Here is a 23,540-nt window from a genome sequence, read left to right as displayed (position 1 = left end):
GCCCGCTGGAACAGTTCCCACAACTCGTCCGGCACCAAGCGTTCCACGATCAGCACACACCCAGACTACCGATGACACCAAATGAGACAACCTCTAAGTTCAGATGGAGTGGGAGGAACGTCCGACACGGGACGCTGCCGACGTGGTGGCTGCCGCGCGCAGTGGTCAGGCTGCTGGGTGCGGCCGAACACACCGAAACACAATGGCTGCAATCCGCGCGGACCCGCCAGGCAAGCGCAGCCGTCACCGAGCCGCCCTCGCTCGACGACTCGCCCGAGCAGACGACTTCATCGCCCAGGCGGGCCAGGAAGTGCTCAAACCGGTTTTCGTCGTGCGCCTGGCTGCTCCGTCAGGACGAGCTCGTGGTGCCCGTTCCGGGAAGCCGCACCACGGCTCATGTCGCGGAGAACCTCGCAGTCGCGGGCGTCGAGCTGCATCCGGACACCCTGGCCCGGATCGACGCGGCACTGAGCCGCTTCACCCCCCCCAGGGCACCTGCGACCGGCGTCCCCGACGCCCCGCTACGAAATCCGTGCTCGCCCTACGTGTCCCTGCCGCTTGTCAGGACTCCGTACGCCGGGTGCCGCCGGTCAGGGCCGTGCTCAGGGCGCTGCGCCGTCGGATGCCCAACTTGCGGTAACTGTGCGTCAGATGGGTCTCCACGGTGCGGCGGGCCAGATGCAGCAGATCCGCGATCTCCGCGTTGGTGCGTCCCTCCGCGGCCAGTTCGGCGATCCGGCGCTCGCTGTCGGTGAGCGAGGCGGCACCGATGCGTGTCGTCGGACGGCGGGCGCCGCTCGCACGCAGCGCCTCCTCCGCCAGGCCCCGCAGCCTTACTGCGCCCAAGCGTTCGGCGAGCCCGGCCGCCTCCCGCAGGATGCCTCGGGCGCGCGAGGACTCGCCCGAGGCGGTCAACTGGCGGCCCACGGCCAACAGCGCTGCCACGAGCTCCGGTCCGGCGGGGCCGCCGCGCAGCAGCCGTACGGCCTCCTCAGTCAGGTCCAGGCCCCGGCGTCCGCCGGTCGCGGTGCCGAGGACACGCAGTGCCCGGCCCACCGTGCGGGGTGTGTTCCACACCCCGGCCAGGCGCAGCTCCTCCTCCGCCAGGGCGAGCGCCTCGCGCGGCACCCCCAGGGCCATATGGCACTCGGCGGCGGCAGTGCGCCAGGGGGTGACGACCGGGCTGAACACCTCCCGGGCCGACTGGCGGCGGCCGCACTCCAGGAAGTCGTGCAGGGCTCCCGCCAGGTCACCGGTCGCGGCGCGCAGTCGCCCGCGTGCGTACAAGAACCGGTTCAGCTCCCAGGACTCCGGCGCCGTCCGCAGGTCGAAGGCTTCGGCAAGGCGTTCGGCGTCGGTGACACGGCCCGTCTCCACGAGTGCCGTCAACGCGTGGGCATGGGCGTTCCTCGGCGTCGCGGTGGCGGGCAGCGGGTGGGCCAGAAGGCGCGTGAAGTCGCCTCGTGCCGCGATGATGTCCAAGCGGGTGTCGAGCAGCGCCTCCTGCATGGGGTGCAGGACGTCGGGGCGCTGCCCGGCCAGGCCGCGCTCCACCAGCCGTTCGGCTTCGTCGAGTTCGTCGGCCCACTGAGCGACCGCGGCGGCCATCCCCAGCAGGTAGGGCTCGGACAGCGGGTCGGCCGGCTCCGACAGCAGACCTCGCAGGCGCAGCATCGCGTCCTTCGCCGAGCTCCGACCCGCCATGACCGCGTATTTGACCAGGAAGGCGTGACCGGCCGGGCTGATCGACTCCGGCGAGCGCTCGGCAGTCTCCATCAGCCGTTTGTACGCCTCCTGCCGCACCAGCAGTTCCTTGTCGGACAGTTGCAGAAACGCCTGCCGCAGGATGCGTATCAGGTCGGGTCGGTCGGCGAGCGCGTCGTACAGCGAGCGCAGCACCTCGACGCCCGCACGGGTCATGCCACGGCCGGTCAGCGCCGTCCCGAGAGCGACTGCGGCGCGCACTCGTTCCTGTGGCGGCCCCGGCAGCCGCAGTGCCTCGGTGAGCCTCAGGATCGCGGCCGAGGAGCCGGGTACCGCGTACTCCAGCGACCCCAGTTCGGTCAGCAGGCGTTGTCTGCCCTCATCGGAGAGAGGTTCCTCCAGAGCGCGGCGCAGGAAGGCCACCGCGTCCTCGATCTGCCCCTCACGCAATGCCAGCGATGCGGCCTCCTGGAACACCGGCAGCACCCAGGGCGCGTCCACCGCGTCGGTGAGCAGCAGTTGACGGGCGACGATCTCGCTCGCGACACCACGGTGCAGCATCGACTCGGCGCTCGTCCGGTGCGCGGCGCGCCGCCGGGCCGCGGGCACGCCGATGAGTATCGCGTCCCTCAGCAGCGGATGGGTGTAGCGGGCGCGGCCCATGCCATCGAGGCGAAGCAGGCCGAGGCCGGCCATCGCGGTGATCCAGCCCGAGACCCGGGTCGGGTCGGCGCCGGTGAGTTCGGAGAGGAGCGAGTGGATGTGGAGGACCGGGAACCCCGTGCTGGGGGCGGGGCCGTGGTCCCAGCCCTCGTCCAGGATCGCCAGTGTCCGTGCCACCTCCGCGGTACCTGGCCCGGCGCAGTCCAGCCACCATTGGACGGCCGCCGAGAACGCTCCGGGGTACAGCGCGGCCGAGGTGTCCGGCACGACCGGGTGACTGCCGTCGGAGAGGTCGTCCAGCAGGGCGCGCAGCAGCAGCGGATTGCCCGCCCCGGCCCGTACACAGTCCTCGATCCAGGAGTCGTCCGCGTCGGGGAAAGCCGAACGGACCTCTGCCACGGCCGAACCGTGGGACAGCGGGGTCAGCGTGTGAGTGGCAACCAGGGCAGGAGAGAGACCGTGGGCGAGGCTCTGTGCGGGCGGGTCGACGTCGTACTGGCTGCGCTCGGTGACCGCCAGAATGATCGGCAGACGGTCCATGAGCCGGGCGGACTCCACCAGCCAGCGGCGGGACGCCGCGTCAGCCAGGTGTACATCGTCCACGGTGATCAGCAGCGGCGACCGCTCGGCGTGCGAGTGCAGCACCTTCCGCAGCCCGGCGCCGGTCCTGCGTTCATCACCGTCCCCTGAGGGATCGATCAACTCGGCTCCTGAGCAGAGGAGTTGAAGGATCGTGGCGAAGGGGAACGCGGAGTCGCCGGCGGAGCAACGGGCACGCATCACCTGCATACCACGGGCTGCGGCGTCCTCGGCGGCGGCCTCCAGAACGGTGGTGCGGCCCGTGCCGGTGGCACCGCGTAGCAGGACCAGACGACCGGTGCCCGCACGAGCGCGCTCGACCGCTGCGGCCAGCAGCCGTGCCGCTTCCCGTGGTGCACATGCCGTTCGGGACACTCCTGCCTCCTCGTGTGGACGTGGGCGTCCTCATGGACGAGGACGGCGTGCGCCCTGCCTCGGTGGCGTGACCCGCACCGTGAGAAGAACCACCATGATCGCGCACAGGTGCGGCGGAACCGGAATGTCGCGTCCGCCATCACGTTCCCGGTGTCGTGGATCTGGCCTGCCGATCTCGTGGTCCGTGTCGTGGTGCTCCACGATTGCGCTGGTCACGAGGGTCGCAAGAGGGTGAAGAGGCGCCACCCGCCTCTGACCGCACAGAAGTGGCGGGTTCGCAGACAGGGAGACAGGGTGCTCAACTCAATCCGGATGACACACGCCGGTACGCCACACGGCACCGCCGTGCCGCGGGCTCGGGTTCCCGTGACGGGGCACGCCCGAGTGGTGAGAGCGCGTCAGCCGAGATGCCGGACAGATGTGTCGTGCCTCCGAGCGGCGTGGACGACGCACGCCGACGACGAACCGTGGGAACCGAAGGCGCGGAGACAGGCGCTGGACGATGACCCTCACCGCAGGGCGGTGACCCGTGCGGCACAGGGATGCGCTCTCCACGACACGCCCCTGGCGCCGGGACCGGCCGGCACCTGCCCCGGAGCGGCCCACCCGCCCCGCCGCCGGCAGCCGCACCCGCCGAAGGCGAAGCCTGGAACCGGCCCTATGGCGGAGATCGTCAGCTCTGTGTCCTTGCCGCCAAACGGCAGGGCGGACAAGGATGATCGGATGACACAACGGCGCGTCGTCTTCCTCGTCTTTCCGCAGTTCCAGGTGCTCGACCTGGCGGGACCGCATGAGGTGTTCGCGCAGACGGAACGGTGGGTGCCCGAGGGCGAGGGCTACGCCGTCGAGATCGTCGCGGGCCGGGCCGGAGCGGTGCGCGCCTGCAACGGAATCGACGTAGCGGCCGGTAGAGGCGTCCAACAGTGCGTGGGTCCGCTGGACACGCTCATGGTCGTGGGCGGACCGGGCGATCGTGAGGCGGCGGACGACGAAGAGCTCATCGGCTGGCTCAGGGAGGCGGCCGGCCGGGCCCGGCGGGTCGCCTCCGTGTGTACGGGCGCGTTCCTGCTCGCACGGGCCGGGCTGCTCGACGGGCGGCGCGCGGTGACGCACTGGGCGGCCTGCGAACGGCTGGCCCGGGCACACCCGGACGTCACGGTCGCCCCGGACCAGATCTTCGTACACGACGGGCCGGTGTGGACCTCGGCCGGCATCACGGCGGGGATGGACCTGGCGCTCGCCATGGTCGAGGAGGACCACGGGCCCGAGGTCTCCCGAGCCGTGGCACGGATGCTGGTGATGTTCGTACAACGTCCGGGCGGTCAAGCACAGTTCAGCACCCAGCTCGCCGCGCAGCGGCCCACGCGCAAGCCGTTGCGGGAAGTGCAGGCGTGGGTCACCGACCACCTCGCCGACGATCTGACCGTCCGGATGCTCGCCGATCGGGCCGGCATGAGCGAGCGGAACTTCACCCGGGTGTTCCGCGCCGAGACCGGACTCACTCCGGCCGCCTATGTGGAGACCGTACGCATCGAGGCCGCCCGAGCTCTGCTGGAGACGACGGACACCACCATCGACGCGATCGCCCGGCTCTGCGGCTTCGGCTTCGCCGAGACCCTGCACCGCCGCTTCAAGCACACCCTGGGCGTCACACCGGGGCAGTACCGCCACCACTTCTCCAGAACAGGGTGAAGAAGCGCTCGCACCTGGCCGTCGCAGTGACGAGCCCGAGCGCAACCGGCGCGTCTCCTTGGACGCCTTCGGGCATCGCGGGTTGGCCAGAACCGTCCCGGACACCGCCCCGGTCGTGTGACGGCACGTCCACGGCAGGCACCGGCACCAGACACAGCACTTGGAGCGCACGTTCCCGATCAACGACGCGGCACACCACGGCCCCGGTGTATTTCAGCCGCGCACACCGCACCCTCTCTCTCCCGTCGTCCACGTGCCCGGCCAAGCCCTCGAAGGGTGCTCGGCCGCGCAGCCGACGGATACGGCTGAGCAGACAGGCCGGTACGAATTCCGTCCCCCTCACAAGCCGGACGCACCGCCTGGCTGAGACCACAGAAGCAGGATATGCATGACAGTCTCTTCAGACAGCGACAGCACCGTCGGGGCGGCAGCTCCCTTCCGGGTGCTCGGTCCGATCGAGGTGAGCGGCGAGCAGGGGATCGTGCCCGTGGCTCCGGGGCGTCAGGAGATCGTCCTCGGGGCGCTGGTGCTCGAACTGAACCGGGTGGTGGAAACGACCCGTCTGATCGACTTCATCTGGGATCACGGTCCGCCGAAGACCGCACGGGCCCAGGTGCAGATCTGCATCTCCCGGCTCCGGAAGGCACTTACGGAGGGAGGCGTGGACGCCACCATCGAGACCCGTCCCCGCGGATACGTGCTGAGGGCGCCGCAGGACGCGACCGACATCGGCGATTTCCGTCGCCTGGTGGCTCAGGCGCATGCCCTGGCCCGTGACGGTCTCAAGCTGCCCGCGGTGGAGAAGCTTCGCTCGGCGACGGGCCTGTGGCGGGGGCGGTGCCTGGCCGGTGTACCGAGCGAGGTCCTGGCCGGCATGGCGGCGCAGTGGGACGAGAGGCGCCTGGAAGCGGTGGAGACCTGCATGGGGCTGTTGCTGGAGCTCGGTCGTCACGAGCACCTGGTCGGCGAACTGATGCAGCTTGTCGCCTGCCATCCGTTGCGTGAGCGGCTGCGGAGTCACCTCATGGTGGCGTTGTACCGTTCGGGCCGGCAGGCGGAGGCGCTGGACGTCTACCACCAGGGCCGCGCGATACTCACCGAGGAACTGGGCCTGGACCCGGGGCGGGAACTGCGCGACCTGGCGCAGGCGATCCTGACCCACGACCCCGACCTGGCCCTGGCCGAGCCGGCCGAACCACGTCCTGTCGTGGCGACGCCGTTCTCCGAGGCGGCTCAAGAACGAAGCGCCGATCCCGACCCGGTCGTGACCCCGAGGCAACTTCCCGCAGACACCGGCGACCTGGTGGCGGACGGCCGGTTCGTCTCAGCGGTCTGCGACGCCGTCACCGAGGGGCAGGACAAGGGGCAACTGAACGTGGTCCTGGTGCTCGGCGGACCTGGTGCCGGCAAAAGCACGTTGGCCAGGCATGTGGCGCACCGGGTGGCGACCGAGCGCTTCCCGGACGGACAGCTCTACTGCGACCTTCGCGGGCCGGGCGGACAACCGGTAGGCCCCGCAGAGGCGTTGGGGCGCTTCCTGCGGGCGCTGGGCGTGCCGGGCCAAGCCATACCCGACGCGCTCGACGAGCGCGCGGAGATGTACCGAAGTCTGCTGGCCGGTCGCCGGACACTGGTGCTGCTGGACGACGCGGTGAGCGAGTCGCAGGTGATGCCGCTGCTGCCGGGAACCAGCAGCAGCAGCGTGCTGGTCACCAGCCGCGGTCAGCTCACGGCGTTGCCGGGCACACGCCGATTCGGCGTGGCACCGCTGAGCCCGGAACAGGCCGTCCAGCTCCTGGGGCGGATCATCGGAGAGCACCGGGTGGAGAGCGAGCCGGAGGCGGCGCGGGTCCTCGTGCATCTGGTGGGCGGGCTGCCCCTCGCTCTGCGGATCATCGGCGCCCGCCTGGCCGCGCGGCCGCACTGGTCGCTGGCCTCCATGAGAGACCGGCTGGAGAACGAGCACCGCCGACTGGACGAGCTGGCGCACGGCGAACTGTCGATCCGGGCAAGTCTTTCCCTCAGCTACGACGGCCTGGCGGCGGCCGACCGTCGCCTGTTGTGCCTGCTCAGCCTGGCCGAGGGGACGGAAGTCCCGAGCTGGCTGGGTGCCGCCCTCGTCGACGACCGCACGCCGCACTCCACCGACCTGCTGGAACCCCTCATCGACATGCGGCTCCTCGGCATCACCGCCATGGACCAGGGCGGGGACTTCCGATGCGGACTGTCGCAGATCGTCAGGATGTTCGCGCACGAACGGCTCCCGGCGGAATTCACCGAGGCAGATCGCGCTGGAGCGGTGCGGCGCATGGTCGGCGGCTGGATGGCGCTCGCGGAGAGGGCGCACAGAGAGATCTACGGCGGTACATGCACCATCGTGACGGGCCGGGGCGAGCGATGGCATCCGTCGGAAAGCCATGTCCAACGGTGCGTGCGCGACCCGCTCGGGTGGCTGGAGAGAGAGCAGACCAACCTGTTGAACGCGGTCGAGCTGGCGGCCAGGTCGGGCCTGGACGAATTATGCTGGGAGCTGGCCACGACCCTGGTGACACTTTTCGAGGCTCGCGGCTATCCCGACCTGTGGGAGCGCACCCATCGGGTGGCGCTGACCGCGGTGCAGGAAGCGGGCAACGAACGGGGCCAGGCGGCGGTGCTCGGCTCGCTCGGGACCTTGCACCTGTACCGCGGCGAACACGAGGCGGCGGGCCCCTACCTCAGCGCCGCTCTGGAGATCTTCGAGCGGATCGGTGAGGTACGCGGTCAGGCGCTGTGCCTGCGTGACCTGGCGCGCATCGAGCGACACCGTGGTGACGACGATCGGGCACTGGCCCTCTACACGAACGCCGAGCGCGGCTTCCTGCGGGCGCGGGACGTGATCGGACGGGCGTACGTGCTCGGCGAGATGGCACACATCACGATGCGGCGGGCGGACTTCACGCGAACCCGTTCCCATCTCAACGAAGCCCTCGGCATCTGCCGGTCGGCCGGCTTCGACCGGGGCCAGGCCCTCGTACTGCGGCGGCTGGGCCAGATGCTGACGTGCCAGCAACGCTACGAGGCCGCGGAACAAACCCTGCTCGAGGTCCTCGCCATGGTCAGGGCGAGCGGCGACCTGGTCGGCGAGGGGTATGTGCTGCACGACCTCGGCCGGGTCAATGCCCACCTGCACCGAAGGGAACAGGCCGTCCAATACTACTCCCTATCGGCCAAGATCCGGGAGCGGATCCTGGACCACAGCGGGGCCGCCGCCGCGCGGTCCGACATCGTTGCCATGCTGGGCAGGCCCATGACGTCCGTCGGCTGGCCCCAGCAGGCAGACAGGTCCGTCACGTCCACGGCGTGTTGAGGGCGGGTAGCTCATCGGCCGGCGACTTCCTGATGGCCATCTCGGTTCTCCTTACCTCCGCGACCCCTTCGGCAGTCCGTCCGGGTGTCACTGACACCAGCGTGAACCAGGTGCCCATCGTGGCCGCATGACCGCGCTATCACCGCCCTATCCGTGCCGTGGATGCGCCGTGATGCCGTGCCGATAGAGCGACACCGGACAGTGGGTCCTGCCGACCTCGGCGCCCCTTCGGGGGGACAGCCCTCAAGGAGTGGTCCGAATGACCGTAGTGACCTGGGACGTGGTGACACCCGCCGCGTGCGGCGTCCCGAATACCGAATCGCGGCGCGGCACGAGAGAAGCGTTGCGTGCGCACCAGAGCCTCTTCTCGACCGTGGCCCAAGAGGAGGTGCACGACTGATGACGATGGACGCGGAGTTCTACTCCCGGGTGGCCGAGCGGTTCGGCGGCTACTTCAGCGATGCGCGCAGCACCGACGTGTTCGCCGACGGCCGCCCGGACGCCGTCTTCGACGAATTGGCGACCGCACTGGGAACACCACAGGCCCGACTGCTGGATGTCGGCTGTGCCGACGGGCGCAGCCTGTTGCGCATCTCACGACCGTACGGCGCCGTGACCGGGATCGATCTGTCGCCGTCGATGCTGGAGTGCGCCGCACGGTATCGAGGCGAGGCAGGTCTGCCGCATGTCACGTTCGAGCTGCGCGACGCCGCGCATACGGGGCTGCCCGACGGATACGCCGATGTGATCACGTCCCGCCGCGGTCCGCTGATCGCCGGCGAGTTCGAGCGGGTGCTGCGCCCCGGTGGGGTCGTGATGTACATGGGGATCGGCGAGCAGGACGCGCGCGAACTCAAGGAGACGTTCGGCCGCGGCCAGAATTTCGACAGCTGGAACGGCAGGCCCTTGGCGGACGAGGTTGCCCTCGAACTCTCCGACGCGGGCTTCGTCGTGACACGAAACCAGGCGTTCCGGTTCGAGGAGTTCTACCACTCGCCGGACGACCTGAACACATTCCTGCACCAAGTGCCGATCGTCGACAACTACGATTCCGCGGCGGACAGGGAGGCGTTCGACCGATATGTCGCCGCGGTCTCCGTCGATCAGGGCGTCCGGCTGAGCCGGCATTGGTTCATCGTGCAGGCGCAGAAGCCGGCGGCCGTCGAGCCGTCCCACCCCTAGGAGGCGGTGCGCCATGGAACAGGATCTCGTGGTCAACGAAGTCTTCGGGCCGACCGTCCAGGGTGAGGGCCGGTCCATGGGACGCAGGTGCGCGTTCCTGCGACTCGGCGGGTGCAATCTGTCGTGCTCGTGGTGCGATACGCCCTACACGTGGGACTGGGTCGGAGCCGCTGACGGCGGGATCGCCCACGATCCCCGCAAGGAGCTTCACCGGCGCCCGGTCGAAGACGTCGTCGAAGAGCTGCTCGCGTTCGACACCGAACTGATCGTGATCTCGGGCGGTGAGCCCCTGGGCCAGCAGGAACGGCTGATCCCTCTGGTGGCAGCGCTGACCGAACGCGGTAAAGAGATCGAGATCGAGACGAACGGAACGCACGCCGCGCACCCCGAACTCGTGGCCGCCGGCGTCAGGTTCAACGTCTCGCCCAAGCTGTCGCACTCCGGTGACCCCCTGCGGCGCAGGATCGTCCCCGCCGCTCTCACCAGTCTTTCGGCCCTGCCGGGCAGCACGTTCAAGTTCGTCTGCCAGAACACCCGCGATCTCGACGAAGTGGCGCAGCTGGTCACCGACTTCGGCCTGCCCTCGGTGTGGATCATGCCGATCGGGCGTACCGCCGACGACGTCACCAAACACATGGGCGAGTTGGCCGACGCGGTGGTGGAGCGCGGCTGGAACCTGACGACGAGACTCCACACCCTGCTGTGGGGCGAAAAACGCGGCGTGTGACCCACGGCCCGCACAAGAAGAAGGGAACTCGTCCGATGACATTTCGGATCACGAAGAAATTCGAATTCTCGGCCAGCCATCGGCTCTCCGGTCTTGCTCCGGATCACCAGTGCGCCCGGATGCACGGGCACAACTACGTGATCGAGCTGGAACTCGCAGCCGATGACGCGAGTCTGCTGCCCGTGGGCTTCGTTCGAGACTACGGAGAGCTGTCCGCGTTCAAGGAATGGATGGACAAGCAGCTTGATCACCGGCATCTGAACGATGTGATGGACGAAAACCCGACGGCCGAGAACATGGCCGCCTGGGTCTACAGGACATGGGTGATGGAGTTTCCCGAGTTGACCTGTGTCCGTATCTCCGAGACTCCCAAGACGTGGGCCGAGTACCGGCCGTGAGGCCGGCGACGACGAAGCCCGGACGAAAGGCAGCCGCATGTCGGTGACAGATGTGGAACTCGACGGTGACCCGTCGGCGACCAGGACGACCGAGGACCCACTGGTCGGGATCGCCCGCCAGTTGCTGGAGGAGATCGGCGAGGACCCCAATCGTGACGGACTGCGCGACACCCCTGCGCGGTTCGCCCGCTGGTGGCGCGAATTCACCAACTACGACCCGGGTTCGCTGGGCACGCTCTTCGAATCGATCGGCACGAGCCAGCTCGTGGTCGTCTCGGGCATTCAGGTCTGGTCGCTGTGCGAGCACCACCTCCTGCCGTTCAACTGCTCCGTGACGATCGCGTACCGCCCGACGGGGCAACTGCTCGGCCTGTCGAAGTTCGCCAGGGTCGCCCATCAGTACGCGCACAGGCTGCAGGTCCAGGAGCGTCTCGTGGACCAGATCGCGATGGAGATCAGCACCCTGAGCGGCGCCCCGGACGTCGCGGTGGTAGCGAAGGGCGAGCACCTCTGCATGTCGATGCGCGGCATCAAGGCTCCCGCGCAGATGACGTCGACCGCGTATCGCGGGGACTTCAGCACGGACCCCGGGCTCCGGGGCGAGCTGTTCGACCTGCTCCGGGCCTGACGAGCCGTCCGGCTCCGCCAGTGGGCCGCCCACGCCTTGCCGGGGTCGGTGATCCGGTAGCCACCGCACCACGCGATCCGCACCGGGTGGCCACGCGTACCGGCAGCGCCGTGCCGGACTCTCACCGCGCTGGAGGGTCTCGGCACCGGCTGCCGCTTCAGGCGTTCCTCATCGAAACGTGGTTCCCGCCGGCTTCCCCGGCGGGTCATCGCCCGGCACGTTGATCGCCTCCGCGTCGGCCCCCGCATTCGCCTTGCCCGCCGTGCCGCGAACGCGGCGGTCGTCGGCCGCGTCCCGGTCGCGGAGCGGCGAACAACAGGCCGCTCTCTTCGGCACATCCGCGAATCCGGTCCGGTCGACATGAAAGGACAACGATGAACACCATTGATTCCTCCACGCCTGCGGAAGCGGCCCGGCTGCTTCCCGAGCTGGACGCCGAGCGGCTGCTGGCCGACCTCATGACCGCACGCGACCACCTGTGGGACGAACAGAGCTCGCACGAGAACGGGCGAGTCTCCAGGTGGGCCGAACAGGACTGGCGCTGTCTCCCGGTGCGCAGCCCCGGTGGTGACAAGACACGCACCGACCCCGGCGGCCCCGGCAGTGCGGAGTTCGCCGACACCGAGTGGCTGGACCACATGCCGTACGTGCGGGAGGTCCTGCACGCGATTCCCGGCCCCCTCTACGCCGCCCGGTTCCTGGACCTCGGCCCCGGAGTCGTCGGATACCGCCATTGCGACGCCAAGTTCGCCCCGGACTGGGGTCTGGCCCGGCTGCACATCCCCGTCATCACCCACGAGGAAGCCTCGCTCGACCTCGACGGAGAAATTCATCGCTGGCAGCCCGGTGAGTTCTGGTTCGGTGACTTCAGCCGCAAGCACCAGATCCAGAACCTCGGACCCGAGCACCGGGTGCATCTGGTCGTGGACGTGCTCGTCACACCGGAGCTCGCGCGGCTGTTCCCGGCCGACTGGGCCGACTACTTCGACGGCCCGGATGTGCTCTACAACCGTCCGGGCGTGGCCACGACCGACCAGGAGCGCAAAGCCGCGCGGTGTTCGTTCGACGCGCCGGAGCACCTGCTGGAGATAGAGGTGTTCGGGTCGCTCACCGGCGCGCAGCCGCAGGCCGGCTTCGGCATCGTCGACACCGGCACGGAACTGGCCGTCCGCTCACCGCAGGACCACCTCTTCCCGCTGGTGGCCCTCGGCGGAGACGAATACCGCCTGGTCGGCTGGAGCGAGGAGCGGACCATCACCACGAGGCTGGACGGTCCGCGGCCCGAGGTCGAACTGACCTACCGCAAGGGCCGGGAATCGACCCGCCTCGTCGTCCCGGCCACGCCGACGCCGTGACGGACACCCCTGCGTCCGCGGCCGCTCCGGCGCGCGGCGCACCGCAGTCCTGACCCCTCAGGTACTGATCCTCCATCCCTTTCCGTCTGCCGGAAGTCGACACATGCCGAAAACCGTCGCAATCGTGTCCGGCGGCCTGGACTCGGTCACCATGGCCTACCACCTCCAGGCGCAAGGACACACCCTCCACCTGCTGTCCGTGAACTACGGACAGCGTCATCTCATCGAGCACCGCTTCGCCGCGAAGGCGGCTCGAACTCTCGGGGTGCCCCACGACGTCGTAGACCTCAGCCCCGTCGGCAAGCTCCTGAGCGGCTCCTCGCTCACCGACCCGACCGTCGACGTGCCGGATCACCGGAGCGGGTCGTCCGGCGGCAGCCCGAACGTAGTACCCAACCGCAACGCCCTCCTGCTGTCCGTCGCCTTCGCCGTCGCCGTCGCCCAGCAGGCGCAGGCGGTGGCCGTCGGAGTGGTCGACGACCTCCAGGCCGCACCCGACAGCAACGCCGCCTTCATCGATTCCTTCCTCGCCATGGAGCGGATCGCGACCCACGGATACGCGCATCCCGACCTGACCCTGACAGCCCCGCTGGTCAAGCTGCGCAAGAGCGACGTGGTGTCGCTCGGTGAGGAACTCGGCGTCCCCTGGACCGACACCTGGAGCTGCTTTCGCGGCGACACGCTCCAGTGCGGGCGGTGCGCAGCCTGCGAGGAGCGCCGGCAGGCGTTCCGGGACGCCGGCGTGACCGATCCGACGACCTATCAGAACAGCGATCCGAAGGAGCTGTCATGACCGACCCGTTCCCCGTGCTCGATCTCCGGGACGCCGCCGGTTCGCCAGAAGCCCGGGCAGAGTTCCTGCTGCGGTTGCGCAGGGCCGTGCACGAGATCGGCTTCTTCCAGCTCGTCGGCCACGGCATCGAGGACGCCGACGACATGCTCGACCTCACCCGCCGGTTCTTCGAGCTGCCCGAGCCCGACCGGCTCGCGCTGAACATCCTCGACTCGCCGCTGTTCCGCGGCTACTCCGAACTCGGCCGCGAACACACCCGAGGTGTGCCCGACCAGCGCCGGCAGCTGGACATCGGCCCGGAGCAGCCCGCGAGGCCGTCCGAGCCCGGGGATCCCGCCTACCGGTGCCTGATCGGTCCGAACGAGTGGCCTGCCGCGATGCCCGAGCTGCGCCCGGCCGTCGAGTCCTGGATCACCCGGCTGACGGATCTGTCACACCGGCTGCTGCGGCTCCTGCTCGAGTCGCTCGACGCCCCCGCCGACTTCCTGGACGACGTGGTCGACCCGGATCCACAGATCCACCTCAAGCTCCTGCACTACCCAGGTCCCACGCAGACGAGCGAGGACACCGGTTCCGACCAGGGGACCGGCATTCACAACGACCTCGGGCTGCTCACCCTGCTCGTCCAGGACGACAACGGCGGCCTTCAGGTCGCGGTCGAAGACGACCGCTTCGCGGACGTACCGGTGATCCCGGGGGCGTTCGTGGTCAATCTGGGAGAACTGCTGGAGGTGGCGACGCGGGGCTATGTGCGCGCCACCCTCCACCGGGTGGTCCGGCCCGCCCCGGGCGTCGACCGCTACTCCATTCCCTTCTTCTACAACCCCCGGCTGGACGCCACGATGCAGTCACTGCCGAGCCCTTACGTCGAGGGCGCCGACGGAGTCATCGACGTCGTCGGCAACCCTCTGTTCGCCCTCTACGGCGACAACGTCATGAAGGGACTGGTCCGCTCCTTCCCCGACATCGTCGCCCGGCACCATCCCCACCTGGCCGCGGTGGCCGGGTCCGGGAACTCCTGACACCGGCCGCCGGCGCCACGGCCGGGCCCGAGTGGCCGGGCCCGGCCGTGGCGCCGGCGGCCGGTCCGAGGGGGGCCGCACGGGACCGCACGAACCTGAGGCAAGGCGATTTTCATGAGAATCAACCTTCTCGGGCCTCTTCAGGCCTACGGGGACGATGACCGCGTCGACATGGCGCCGGCCGCCCAGAAAGTACGCCAGACACTGGCGGTGCTCGTACTCAACGCGGGCCGGGTGGTGCCCTTCGAGCACCTCATGGACGAACTGTGGAACGACAATCCGCCGGCCAGCGCGCCCACCGCGTTGCAGACGTACGTGTACCAGCTCAGGAAGCGGTTCTCCCTCGGCAATCCGAGGAGCGGCGGCGCGGTACGTGCGGCCGGGCCGCTGCTGGGCACGGTCGACGGCGGCTACCAGCTGTCGCTGCCCGCCGACCACGTGGACGTCTTCCGTTGCGAGCCGTTGCTCGCCCGTGCCCGAACGGAGTTCCACGACGGAGACTTCGCGGGGGCCCGTGACACAGCCGCCGCGGCGTTGCGGCTGTGGCGGGACGACGCCCTGGTGGACGTGCGCAAGGGGCCCATGCTGAAGGCCGAGGCCATCCGGCTGAAGGAACTGCGCACCAGCGCACACCACTTGCGCATCGAATCCGACCTGCACCTCGGCCGGCACCACGAAGTCCTCGGCGAACTCACCTCGATGGCCGTGCAGGAACCGACGGACGAGTGGGCCCAGGGCAATCTGATGACGGCGCTCTACCGCATGGACCGGCGGGCGGAAGCGCTTCAGGTCTACCGCCGGGCACGCGAACGGATCGCCACCGAGCTGGGACTCGATCCTTCACCCCAACTCCGAGCCCTGCACACGGCCGTGCTCACGTCGGACGAGGCGCTGCTGCGTCCCGGCGGGCGGCTCACGGTCGTGTCCGCGGCCACCCGGCCGCCCTGCCATCTGCCGGCCCCGCGCGAGCGTCTGACCGGACGCGCCGGCCAGCTGGCGCGCCTCACGGAGGTACTGGCCGGCCGGGCGCGGGAGGACCGGCCGCTCGTGGTCGTGGGCGGTGCCCCCGGCACGGGGAAGAGCGAACTGTGTCTGCACGCCGCGCATCAGGTGAGCGGTCACTACCCGGACGGGCGACTCCACGCACGTCTGCGTGACGGCGCCGGTCGGCGGGTGCGGCCCGCCGAGATCCTCCGTTCGTTCCTGCGCGGACTCGGTGCGACAGAGGAGCAGTTGCGGCAGAGTACGACCGACCTGAGCCTGCTGTTCCGTACCTGGACCGCCGACCTGCGCGTTCTGGTGGTGCTCGACGACGTGTGCGATGTGGAGGAGCTGACGCCGCTGCTGCCGTCAGGTGCCGGCTGCGGCGTGGTGATCGGCAGTCGTAGACGGCTGTTCGTGTCCTCGACGGCGGTCCACGTCGATCTCCCCGGACTGCCCTTCGACGACTGTCTGCGACTGCTCGCATCCTCCGTGCCGGGGCACCCCATCGCCCTGGACCCCGAAGGACTGCGACAGCTCGCCCGGTTGTGCCGGGGGCTGCCGGGCGCGCTCTTCGCGATCGCGGCGCAGTTGCGCCGCCGTCCGCACTGGACGGCCAGGCAGGCCACCGCGTGGGTCCTCGCGTCCGGGGGCGCCGACAGCGATCCGCTGGGCGTGTGGGCAGGATTCGACCGGACGCTCGCGACACTGTCCGCCGAGTCGCGGTCCCTGGCCCACGGGCTGGTGTCTTCCGTCGCCCCCGACCGGCTCACGCCGGCGCTCGCCGCCGCGGCCCTCGGGATCAGTGACCAGCGCGCCGAGGACCTGCTGGAGGAACTGGCGGAGAACTACCTGCTGCGCCCGCACCGTCCGAGTGTGAACGGCCGGTTCTCCTACGAATGGGAACCTGGGACAAGCCCGTTCGCGGCACGGCCGGGCAGCGCGTCGGTCATGCGCTCCGCCTGACGCCCGGTCCCGGTGCCATCCTGCCCCTCGTATCGCGCGTCTTCGGTGCGCGGTGCGCGGCAGGCGCTTCAGCCGAGTGCGACTCCTACCACGGGCTGATCAGCCTCCCCGGCCTGTGATCGCCGGGATGACCTCACACAGAACCGCTCCGGCCGGCGCGGCCCTTTCAGACCCTTCCACACAGCCGATCCTTGGAGAACCGTCATGCCGAAGCGCCCGAAACTCGTCCTCGTCGGTCAGTTGTCCGTGTTTCCCTGGGCGTTCGAAGCCGCCGAACGTGCCGGCATCGATCTGATCCTCGTCCCCAGGGGGGACGACACGCTGGAGTCCGCCGGGCGGCCCGACGCGGTCGTCGAACTCCTGCCACTGGACATCGACGACGACCCGGACGGTGCGTTGTCGGCGCTCGCCGAACGCCACCGCCAAGAGCCCTTCGACGGCATCATGTCGGGCAACGAAAGGGTCATTCCCTTCGTGGCGCGCGCCGCTCGGGAGCTGGGCTTCCCCGGGCTGACCGAGGAGGCGGCGGCCGTGGTGCGCGACAAGCGGAGCATGCGTCAGCTCCTCCTGGAAGCGGGGCTGGGCGTGCCCGGTTTCGTGGTCGTCAAGGATCCGGACCACTGGACCGACGCGCTGACCCTGCGCTTTCCCGTCGTGGTCAAACCGGCGAACGGCCACTCCAGTTTCGCAGTCATCCGTGCGGATGACAGGGACAGCCTGGAGCAGGCCGTGGCCCGCACCTGGAGTCTCGTCGAGACCCACATGGCCGCCGCCGACGGATCGCACTCGGACACCGGTGTGCTGGTCGAGGAATACCTGGACGGGCCGGAGATCTCCGCGGAATCCCTGGTGTTCCACGGACAGGTACGGGTCTGCGCCATCAGCTGGAAGGGCGAACTGACGGGGCCCTACTTCGAGGAGACCACGCTCCGGGCCCCCGCCCAGCTACCGGCCGAGATACTCGCCGCGATCGAGGCGGAGGTGATCGGCGCCCACCACGCCTTCGGCGTCACGGAAGGCACCACGCACACCGAACTACGGCTGGTGGGCGGAGTACGGCCGGTGCTGCTGGAGATGACCGCGCGCCTCGGAGGCGGAGGCAACATGCACCACCTGACCCACGTCAGCAGCGGGATCGACCTGGCCGCCGAGGCGCTGCGCATCCACCTCGGCCAAGAGCCGCTCTGCTGGCGCGAGGAGCCGGCCCCGGCCGGCCACGCGGCGGCCTATCTGGTGCCGATCGGCGGCGGCGGACGGGTCAAGCGGATACGGGGCCTGGAGGCGGTGCGTGCCGACCCGCGGGTGGACTACGTGGTGGAGACCGCGGGGCCCGGAGCGCTGTTGCGCCCCTACCCGGACTGGACCGGAAACCCGGCGGTCGTGCTCTCGCACCACGAGTCGGACGCGGAGGCCGCGGCCTACCTCGCCCACCTCGCACAGACGCTGCACGTCGAGTACGAGGAACGGGACTGACCTGAAGCGTGTCCGGGCGGCCGGCCACGGCAGCCGGGCGCAGGACCTCGCTCCGATCTTGTGGAACATCCGGTACAGGCGGCCGGCCGCCGCACGCACCGAGATGTGCGGCCGACCGGCGAACTCCCGGTCGGCCGGACCCGAGACGGCCGATCCGGCGACCGCCGTCACCGGGCGTGACCGGACCATCGGTCCCACCCGACACCAACCGCACCCGTCCCGGCCGTACGCGCCGACGCCACCGGGACACCCGTACAAAGGGGAAACACCATGACCGCCAGCACCAGCGACACGCCGACCACCGGACGGCAGCTCCATGACGGCGTACCCGCCTTCGCGGAGCAGGTCCGCCGTACGGGCTTCGCCGTCATACCCAAGGAGGAACTCGCCGGGCTGATCAGCGACGCCGACCTCGAGGAACTCCGCGACGCCTGGGAGGACCTGCCGGTCGACACCGAGGTCGACGGCGTCGGCGTGTACCGCGAACGCCGCTACAGCCGGTTGCGCGTCGTCGTCGACGGCGACACCGTCACCTACGAGGTCCTGCCCCACGCCGCCTTCCGTCAGGATTCCATCCCGCTGTGGGAGGGCAGGGACCGGCTCTTCGAACCGGTCGACCAGGACCTCCTGCTCAGCCCCACCATGCGCGCCCTGGTCGGTTTCAACGCCCGGATGGCGACCGCAGCGGGCGGAAACAACTCGTGGCGGACCGGGGTCCACCTGGTCCGCGTCGTCGCCCGCGCCGACGCCGACGGACTCCCCACTCCCGAGGGCCGCCACCGCGACGGGCACTCCTACGTCGGGATGCACCTGATGCGCCGCGAGGGCGTCACCGGCGGTCTGTCCACCGTCCACCCCAACGACGGCGGCGACATCGTGCAGACCACCCTGGTCCAGCCGCTCGACACCATGTTCATCGACGACAACATGATCACGCACGAGGTCTCGCCGATCGTCCCCGAGGGCGCCTTGGGAGTGCGCGACATGCTCATCATCGACATGAACCCGATGGCCTGAGCCCACGGACCGGGCGCCACACCGACGCCGAGACCCGACAGGGTGCGGTACCGCTCGGCAGGCCCCAGGCGACCGTGTGCACCACATACTCGCCGCCGGCACCAGTACGCCGGAGCCTTCCCGGCAACACCGGTGCCGGCGGCGATCTTCCCGGCGGTCTGCACCCGATGGCGACCCCGTGCACGGACGCGGCCATGAGGACCGCGACGTGGAAGCGGTGCCCATGCCCCGGACCCGGGCCGGGGCGTCGCAGAACCCGCTCGCCCCGGCGGCGGTCGGCCTCAGCAGTACGGCTCCCAGAGCTCGTACTCCAGGGCGCCGGAGATCGCGGGCGAGGAGTCGCGCAGACGGGCGAGCAGGGCGTGGTTGTGCGCGCGGATCTCCTCGTCGTACCCGGCCAGCGGGCTGTCCTCGGACAGGTCCAGCAGCCACAGCGGCCGGAGCCTCGCGCCACGCAGCGCCTTTCCTTGCGCGGTCTCGGTGCCCGCGTGCACCCAGCGCACTCCGGGCAGACGCGCCGCCATGTAGTAGGTGAGGTTGAAGTACTCGGCGGCCGAGGCGAGTCGGTCGTGGTCCAGGCCCAGCGCCCGCAGGTACACGGTTTCGCCCCGGCGGTAGTACATGCAGAAGCCGACGGGCGGTTCGCCGGGGCGCGAGCACTGCACGACCTGGGCGCGTGGACCGGCGAGTTCACCCTGCATGCGGAATGACTCGGCCATCGGGGCCACGTCGACGGTTCTGCCGTAGCGCAGCAGCGAACGGGCCAGCAGCCGGGCGACGTCCTGCCAGGACTCGGCGAGCGTCCGGTGCTCCAACTCGTATCCGGCCTTCTCGAACTTCCTTATCTCGCTGCGGATACGACGGGCCCGGTGCGCCGACAGCGATTCCAGCCAGGCAGGGAAGCCGCCGGGCGGAATCTCGATCCAGGCGTCGGTCTTCAAGGCGACCGGGGCGGTCCGCGCCCCCGCCGCTCGCATCGCCTTCACGTCCCCGGTGGTCAGGTACATCGCCACGCGGGCGATCTTCTCGTCCCCGTGCACGGGCGAGCGCAGCGCACGGACCGCGCCGAGCACTGCGGCGGCCGCCTCGACCCGATCGGTACCCTCACCGGTCAGCAGGTGCGCCAGGTAGCCTCGGCGCTGGCCGATCAGCAGGCCGCCCGGCTCGGGCGCCGGCAGACCGCGCGCGGTAAGCAGGTCGTGCCACCGCAGAGCCGGGTTGGGCTCGTCGGTCACCGCTGCCACCGGGATCGCGGCCCGGCCACCGCCCGGGGTCTGTACGTGCAGTCCGCCGGAGACCGCCCCGGGGTCGAGGGCGCACACCCGCAACCACAGCGCCGACGAGTAGAACCGCCCGTCGGCGAGCCGGTCCCACTCGGTGTCCCCGAGCCCTCCGACGGCGTCGGCGAACGTGTCCGTCGTGGCGGTCATCGCGCCTCCAAAGTCTCTGCCAGACCGTGCCCGCGAACTCGCTGCGCGATCGGACGCTGAATGTGCCGCCTCACGCAGGCGGCAACAGCCCCGGCGGCTTCGTCCTGCTTGTTCGACCAATCAGCGGCGGCCTTTCCGGTGGTTCAAGAAATCCATTACTAACACAGTTGCTCAGCGCCCGCAGGGGCCAATGGTCAGCAAATGAGCCCCAATTGAGCCCCGATTGAGTCGCGACGGGGAACGGAGTGGAACAGTGGCCATCGCGGACCGAGGGGCTCGGTCATCGGCGAGCAGGAGCGGAGATCACATGTCGGCGGAGCGGGTAACGGCCCAGTACAACGAGGAGTTCCGCGCGCCGGGCAGCGTCCTGCCCCGGGTCGCTCAGCACGTCAAGAACTTCCCGACGCTCGTACCGTGGCACGGCGAGTACCTGGCCAGGCCCCTCTTCGTCGCCGAGCGGGAGCTTCGCGAATTCTCCGAAGATCTGCAGCACCTCATCGACATTCTCTTTTCCCTTCCGGACCGCATGTTCGGCGGAGATCTGGACGCTTTCCGAAAGGTGCTCGGCATCACCGACGGCCGATGGGAAGCGATTCGGCGGTTCGGTGACCTGGTGCCCCCCTCCTTCGGCCGGGCCGACATGTACCACGACGGCACCTCGTTCAAGCTCCTTGAGACGAATCTGGGGAGCGAGTCCGGCGGCTGGGCTCTTGCGAGTGAGATGTCCCAGGCGACGCTGGAGGTCGATGCCTTCGCCGACTTCGCGCGCCGGCACCGGCTCGGCCATGTGCATCCCATTCGGGCCGTGGTCGAGGCGCTCCGCAGTTTCGGCGCTCGGGTGGCACCCGGCCGCGAGCCGGTGGTGGCCATGCTTGAATGGCGTGGCGGAATGAGGGACTACGGCGAGCTCTGGCTCAACTTCCAGTCCGCACTGCGCTCAGCGGGTTTCGACATCCTGCTGGCCGAGGTCTCCGATGTGCACGAACGCGACGGGGCGCTCTACCTCGGGGACAAGAAGATCGACGTGGTCTACCGGGCCTTCGTCCCGGACCAGATCGCCGAGGAGCCCGGCGGCTGGGACCTGATCGCACCCCTGCTCCGCGCGCACCAGGCGGGCGGGACACTGCTGTGGACCCCGCTCTCCAGCAACGTGTTCGCCAACAAGGCCTGTATGGCGCTGCTTTCGGACCCGTCGTGGCGGCGCACCTTCAGCGAGGACGAGTGCCGACTCGTCGACCGGGTGCTGCCCTGGACCCGCCTGATCAACACCGATGTACTCAAGGCCGACACCGACCTCGTCGACGAATGTCTGGCGCGGCGCGATCAGTTGATCCTGAAGGTCAACGGGCGTGGCGGCGGAGTCGGCGTCGTCGTGGGCTGGGAAACGGACGACGCCACCTGGCGGCAGGCTCTGGAGAACTACGCCGAAGAAGGATGCATCGTGCAGCAGAGGGTGATGCCGCGTTCTGAACTCGTGGTGGACCCGGTATCCGGGGAAACCGAGGAATGGCACGCGGCCTACGGCCTGTTCTACACCCCGGACGGTTGTGCCGGATCCTACGCCAAGGTGGTGCCGGCCGGTTCGGGCGGCATCATCTCCATCGCAGCGCATGCCAAGGCGTGCAGCGCGGCTGTCTTCTACCAGAGTGAGCTGCCCGCCGGCGCGGTGAAGTAAAGAGAAGACGCCATGATGCCTCAGCAGTCCCCCGCACCTTCGGCGTGGCAGCGGTTCCAGACGGCCTGGGGTCTGCCGAACCTCAACGGGAAGGGCCGCTTCGTCACGGCCAATCTGATCGACAGCCTCGGGAACGGGTTGGTGGTGGCGTTCACCGTCGTCTTCTTCGTGAAGACGACGACGCTGTCACTGGTCGCCGTCGGCGCCGCGCTCACCGCCGGCCAATTGCTCGCCCTGCCCTTTCCGCTGATCATCGGGCACCAGCTGGACAAGTACGGTCCGCGCCTCGTGGTCGGCGCGGGCAACTGGGTATCGGTGGCTGGATTCATCGGATTCCAGTTCTCGCACGCGGCCTGGCAGATCGTGTGGTGGCAATTCGTGGTGCAACTGGGTTCCACCGCCTTCTGGATGGGCAACAGTCCACTCACCGTGCTGGTCGCCCAGGGCGTCGAGCGGGCCCGCTGGTTCGGCTTCGTGCGTGCCATGCGGAACGTCGGCGTCGGTTTCGGCGGCGTCGTGTCCGCGGTGGCCCTGAGTATCGGAACCGTCGCCGGGCTGCGGACGGTCATGGTGATCAACGCGGTCACCTTCGCCGTCGCGGGCTGGCTCGTTCTCACCTTGCGGGGAACGGACACCAGCGAGGCGGCCGGCGCCGAGCCCGACGAGCCGAAGCCCGTCCGGCCGGAGCAGGCAGCGGACGAAACCACCCGGCAGCCCTCGGCCGGCTATCTCACCGTAATGAAGGACACCCGGTATCTGCGGCTGGTCGCGACGAACATCTCCTTCGTCTTCGCCTCCACGGTGATCTCCGTGCTGCTCGCCGTCTACGCCGTGGACGACCTCGCTGTCGGCGCCTGGATCGTCGGTGTGATCGTCGTGCTGAATGCGGCCATGGTGGCACTGCTCCAGACGCTCGCCAGCCGGTGGATCGAGTCCCGCAGCCCGGTGACGGTGCTGGTGCTGGCCCTGCTGTTCAACGCGGCGGCGTTCGTCGTCTTCGGCACACTGCTTGTGCTGCCCGGCTGGGCGGTGGTCGTCGGGCTGTTGATCGCGATGGTGCTCTACACCGTGGGCGAGATGCTCGGCTCGCCGCCGACCAGCGAACTGAGCGTGGTGATGGCACCGGAGCATCTGCGGGGCCGCTATCTCGGCGTCTACCAGATGTCCTGGTCGATCGGTGCCGCCGTCGCCCCGGCGCTGCTCACAGCGCTGCTGGAGGGTGGTGCGGCGCTGCCCTGGATGTTCCTCGCCGCGATCAGCGTGCTGGCCGTACCGCTCGTGATCGGTCTCGACCGGCCGCCCACCGACACGGGCCAGGCCGCACCAGCCAGGGACACGTCCTCCGCGGAGCGGTTCGGAGGCGACCCCGTCGACTGAACCTGGCCACGATTGCCGAGCCGCACCGAACCCCCAACGCCGTCCGCCGTCCGGCAGCACACCGGGCGGCGGACGGCGTTCCCCGTGTTCGCCGTTCGCTGTCCGCCGGCCCGCGCCGCAGTCTCATGTCGCGGTCCGGCCGCCATCGGCTCGCCGA

17 protein-coding genes are annotated in these 23,540 nt (G+C 69.7%); 15 read left to right on the top strand and 2 right to left on the bottom strand.

Features of this window, described 5'->3' with window-relative positions:
- Nucleotides 1-561 precede the first annotated feature (561 nt).
- Nucleotides 562-3,321 carry an AAA family ATPase gene (locus ACFYZB_RS12145; RefSeq protein ID WP_388757412.1) on the bottom strand — a complete coding sequence of 920 codons (2,760 nt, stop codon included), beginning with the start codon at nucleotides 3,319-3,321 and terminating at the stop codon, nucleotides 562-564.
- A 723-nt stretch (nucleotides 3,322-4,044) separates the two neighbouring features.
- On the opposite strand from ACFYZB_RS12145, the gene ACFYZB_RS12140 reads away from it, so the two are divergent.
- From ACFYZB_RS12140 to ACFYZB_RS12080, 13 genes are all read left to right on the top strand, one after another.
- The gene (locus ACFYZB_RS12140) at nucleotides 4,045-5,013 is read left to right on the top strand and encodes a GlxA family transcriptional regulator (protein WP_388757409.1); all 969 of its coding nucleotides are present in this window, start codon (nucleotides 4,045-4,047) and stop codon (nucleotides 5,011-5,013) included.
- Nucleotides 5,014-5,401: 388 nt separating this feature from the next.
- Nucleotides 5,402-8,359 carry a BTAD domain-containing putative transcriptional regulator gene (locus ACFYZB_RS12135; protein ID WP_388757406.1) on the top strand — a complete coding sequence of 986 codons (2,958 nt, stop codon included), beginning with the start codon at nucleotides 5,402-5,404 and terminating at the stop codon, nucleotides 8,357-8,359.
- A 259-nt stretch (nucleotides 8,360-8,618) separates the two neighbouring features.
- A complete protein-coding gene (locus tag ACFYZB_RS12130) occupies nucleotides 8,619-8,759 on the top strand; it encodes a hypothetical protein (protein WP_388757403.1) in 141 nt (46 codons plus the stop codon).
- Nucleotides 8,759-9,541: a class I SAM-dependent methyltransferase gene (locus ACFYZB_RS12125; RefSeq protein WP_388757400.1), complete on the top strand. Its 783-nt coding sequence runs from the start codon at nucleotides 8,759-8,761 to the stop codon at nucleotides 9,539-9,541. Before ACFYZB_RS12130 ends, ACFYZB_RS12125 begins: the two co-directional genes overlap by 1 nt.
- Nucleotides 9,542-9,554: 13 nt before the next feature.
- A complete protein-coding gene (locus ACFYZB_RS12120) occupies nucleotides 9,555-10,268 on the top strand; it encodes a 7-carboxy-7-deazaguanine synthase QueE (protein WP_388757398.1) in 714 nt (237 codons plus the stop codon).
- A 35-nt stretch (nucleotides 10,269-10,303) separates the two neighbouring features.
- The gene (locus ACFYZB_RS12115; RefSeq protein ID WP_388757396.1) at nucleotides 10,304-10,666 is read left to right on the top strand and encodes a 6-pyruvoyl tetrahydropterin synthase family protein; all 363 of its coding nucleotides are present in this window, start codon (nucleotides 10,304-10,306) and stop codon (nucleotides 10,664-10,666) included.
- 37 nt (nucleotides 10,667-10,703) lie between these two features.
- Nucleotides 10,704-11,294, top strand: a complete 591-nt coding sequence (gene folE, locus ACFYZB_RS12110; protein WP_388757394.1) for a GTP cyclohydrolase I — start codon at nucleotides 10,704-10,706, stop codon at nucleotides 11,292-11,294.
- A gap of 374 nt (nucleotides 11,295-11,668) precedes the next feature.
- The gene (locus tag ACFYZB_RS12105) at nucleotides 11,669-12,649 is read left to right on the top strand and encodes an aspartyl/asparaginyl beta-hydroxylase domain-containing protein (protein ID WP_388757392.1); all 981 of its coding nucleotides are present in this window, start codon (nucleotides 11,669-11,671) and stop codon (nucleotides 12,647-12,649) included.
- A gap of 103 nt (nucleotides 12,650-12,752) precedes the next feature.
- A complete protein-coding gene (locus ACFYZB_RS12100) occupies nucleotides 12,753-13,442 on the top strand; it encodes a 7-cyano-7-deazaguanine synthase (protein WP_351215910.1) in 690 nt (229 codons plus the stop codon).
- Entirely contained in the window at nucleotides 13,439-14,464 is a 1,026-nt protein-coding gene (locus tag ACFYZB_RS12095; protein WP_388757389.1) for an isopenicillin N synthase family dioxygenase, read from the top strand. The genes ACFYZB_RS12100 and ACFYZB_RS12095 overlap by 4 nt, the downstream gene beginning before the upstream one ends.
- 114 nt (nucleotides 14,465-14,578) lie before the next feature.
- Nucleotides 14,579-16,411, top strand: coding sequence for a BTAD domain-containing putative transcriptional regulator (locus tag ACFYZB_RS12090; protein WP_388757387.1), 1,833 nt, complete (start codon nucleotides 14,579-14,581; stop codon nucleotides 16,409-16,411).
- A 204-nt stretch (nucleotides 16,412-16,615) separates the two neighbouring features.
- Nucleotides 16,616-17,884, top strand: coding sequence for an ATP-grasp domain-containing protein (locus tag ACFYZB_RS12085; protein ID WP_351208552.1), 1,269 nt, complete (start codon nucleotides 16,616-16,618; stop codon nucleotides 17,882-17,884).
- A gap of 270 nt (nucleotides 17,885-18,154) precedes the next feature.
- A complete protein-coding gene (locus tag ACFYZB_RS12080) occupies nucleotides 18,155-18,901 on the top strand; it encodes a 2OG-Fe dioxygenase family protein (protein WP_388757384.1) in 747 nt (248 codons plus the stop codon).
- Between the two features lie 281 nt (nucleotides 18,902-19,182).
- Here ACFYZB_RS12080 and ACFYZB_RS12075 read toward each other — a convergent pair whose 3' ends face one another.
- A complete protein-coding gene (locus ACFYZB_RS12075; RefSeq protein WP_388757382.1) occupies nucleotides 19,183-20,331 on the bottom strand; it encodes a GNAT family N-acetyltransferase in 1,149 nt (382 codons plus the stop codon).
- 307 nt (nucleotides 20,332-20,638) lie between these two features.
- On the opposite strand from ACFYZB_RS12075, the gene ACFYZB_RS12070 reads away from it, so the two are divergent.
- Both ACFYZB_RS12070 and ACFYZB_RS12065 read left to right on the top strand, forming a co-directional pair.
- Nucleotides 20,639-22,006, top strand: coding sequence for a hypothetical protein (locus ACFYZB_RS12070; RefSeq protein WP_388757379.1), 1,368 nt, complete (start codon nucleotides 20,639-20,641; stop codon nucleotides 22,004-22,006).
- Between the two features lie 12 nt (nucleotides 22,007-22,018).
- Nucleotides 22,019-23,383 (top strand): MFS transporter, encoded by a 1,365-nt coding sequence (locus tag ACFYZB_RS12065; protein ID WP_388757377.1) that lies wholly within the window; start codon nucleotides 22,019-22,021, stop codon nucleotides 23,381-23,383.
- The last annotated feature ends 157 nt before the right edge of the window (nucleotides 23,384-23,540 follow it).

The sequence above is a fragment of the Streptomyces sp. NPDC001852 genome (assembly GCF_042891825.1).
Lineage (GTDB): Bacteria > Actinomycetota > Actinomycetes > Streptomycetales > Streptomycetaceae > Streptomyces.
Note: the sequence above shows the minus strand (reverse complement) of the source record. Positions and strands in the feature narration are given on the sequence as shown.

Excerpts from the sequence above, each read along its gene's own strand:
- ACFYZB_RS12140 (WP_388757409.1), top strand. The coding sequence starts at position 4,045 with ATGACACAACGGCGCGTCGTCTTCCTCGTCTTTCCGCAGTTCCAGGTG.
- ACFYZB_RS12135 (WP_388757406.1), top strand. The coding sequence starts at position 5,402 with ATGACAGTCTCTTCAGACAGCGACAGCACCGTCGGGGCGGCAGCTCCC.
- ACFYZB_RS12130 (WP_388757403.1), top strand. The coding sequence starts at position 8,619 with ATGACCGTAGTGACCTGGGACGTGGTGACACCCGCCGCGTGCGGCGTC.
- ACFYZB_RS12125 (WP_388757400.1), top strand. The coding sequence starts at position 8,759 with ATGACGATGGACGCGGAGTTCTACTCCCGGGTGGCCGAGCGGTTCGGC.
- ACFYZB_RS12120 (WP_388757398.1), top strand. The coding sequence starts at position 9,555 with ATGGAACAGGATCTCGTGGTCAACGAAGTCTTCGGGCCGACCGTCCAG.
- ACFYZB_RS12115 (WP_388757396.1), top strand. The coding sequence starts at position 10,304 with ATGACATTTCGGATCACGAAGAAATTCGAATTCTCGGCCAGCCATCGG.
- folE (WP_388757394.1), top strand. The coding sequence starts at position 10,704 with ATGTCGGTGACAGATGTGGAACTCGACGGTGACCCGTCGGCGACCAGG.
- ACFYZB_RS12105 (WP_388757392.1), top strand. The coding sequence starts at position 11,669 with ATGAACACCATTGATTCCTCCACGCCTGCGGAAGCGGCCCGGCTGCTT.
- ACFYZB_RS12100 (WP_351215910.1), top strand. The coding sequence starts at position 12,753 with ATGCCGAAAACCGTCGCAATCGTGTCCGGCGGCCTGGACTCGGTCACC.
- ACFYZB_RS12095 (WP_388757389.1), top strand. The coding sequence starts at position 13,439 with ATGACCGACCCGTTCCCCGTGCTCGATCTCCGGGACGCCGCCGGTTCG.
- ACFYZB_RS12090 (WP_388757387.1), top strand. The coding sequence starts at position 14,579 with ATGAGAATCAACCTTCTCGGGCCTCTTCAGGCCTACGGGGACGATGAC.
- ACFYZB_RS12085 (WP_351208552.1), top strand. The coding sequence starts at position 16,616 with ATGCCGAAGCGCCCGAAACTCGTCCTCGTCGGTCAGTTGTCCGTGTTT.
- ACFYZB_RS12080 (WP_388757384.1), top strand. The coding sequence starts at position 18,155 with ATGACCGCCAGCACCAGCGACACGCCGACCACCGGACGGCAGCTCCAT.
- ACFYZB_RS12075 (WP_388757382.1), bottom strand. The coding sequence starts at position 20,331 with ATGACCGCCACGACGGACACGTTCGCCGACGCCGTCGGAGGGCTCGGG.
- ACFYZB_RS12070 (WP_388757379.1), top strand. The coding sequence starts at position 20,639 with ATGTCGGCGGAGCGGGTAACGGCCCAGTACAACGAGGAGTTCCGCGCG.
- ACFYZB_RS12065 (WP_388757377.1), top strand. The coding sequence starts at position 22,019 with ATGATGCCTCAGCAGTCCCCCGCACCTTCGGCGTGGCAGCGGTTCCAG.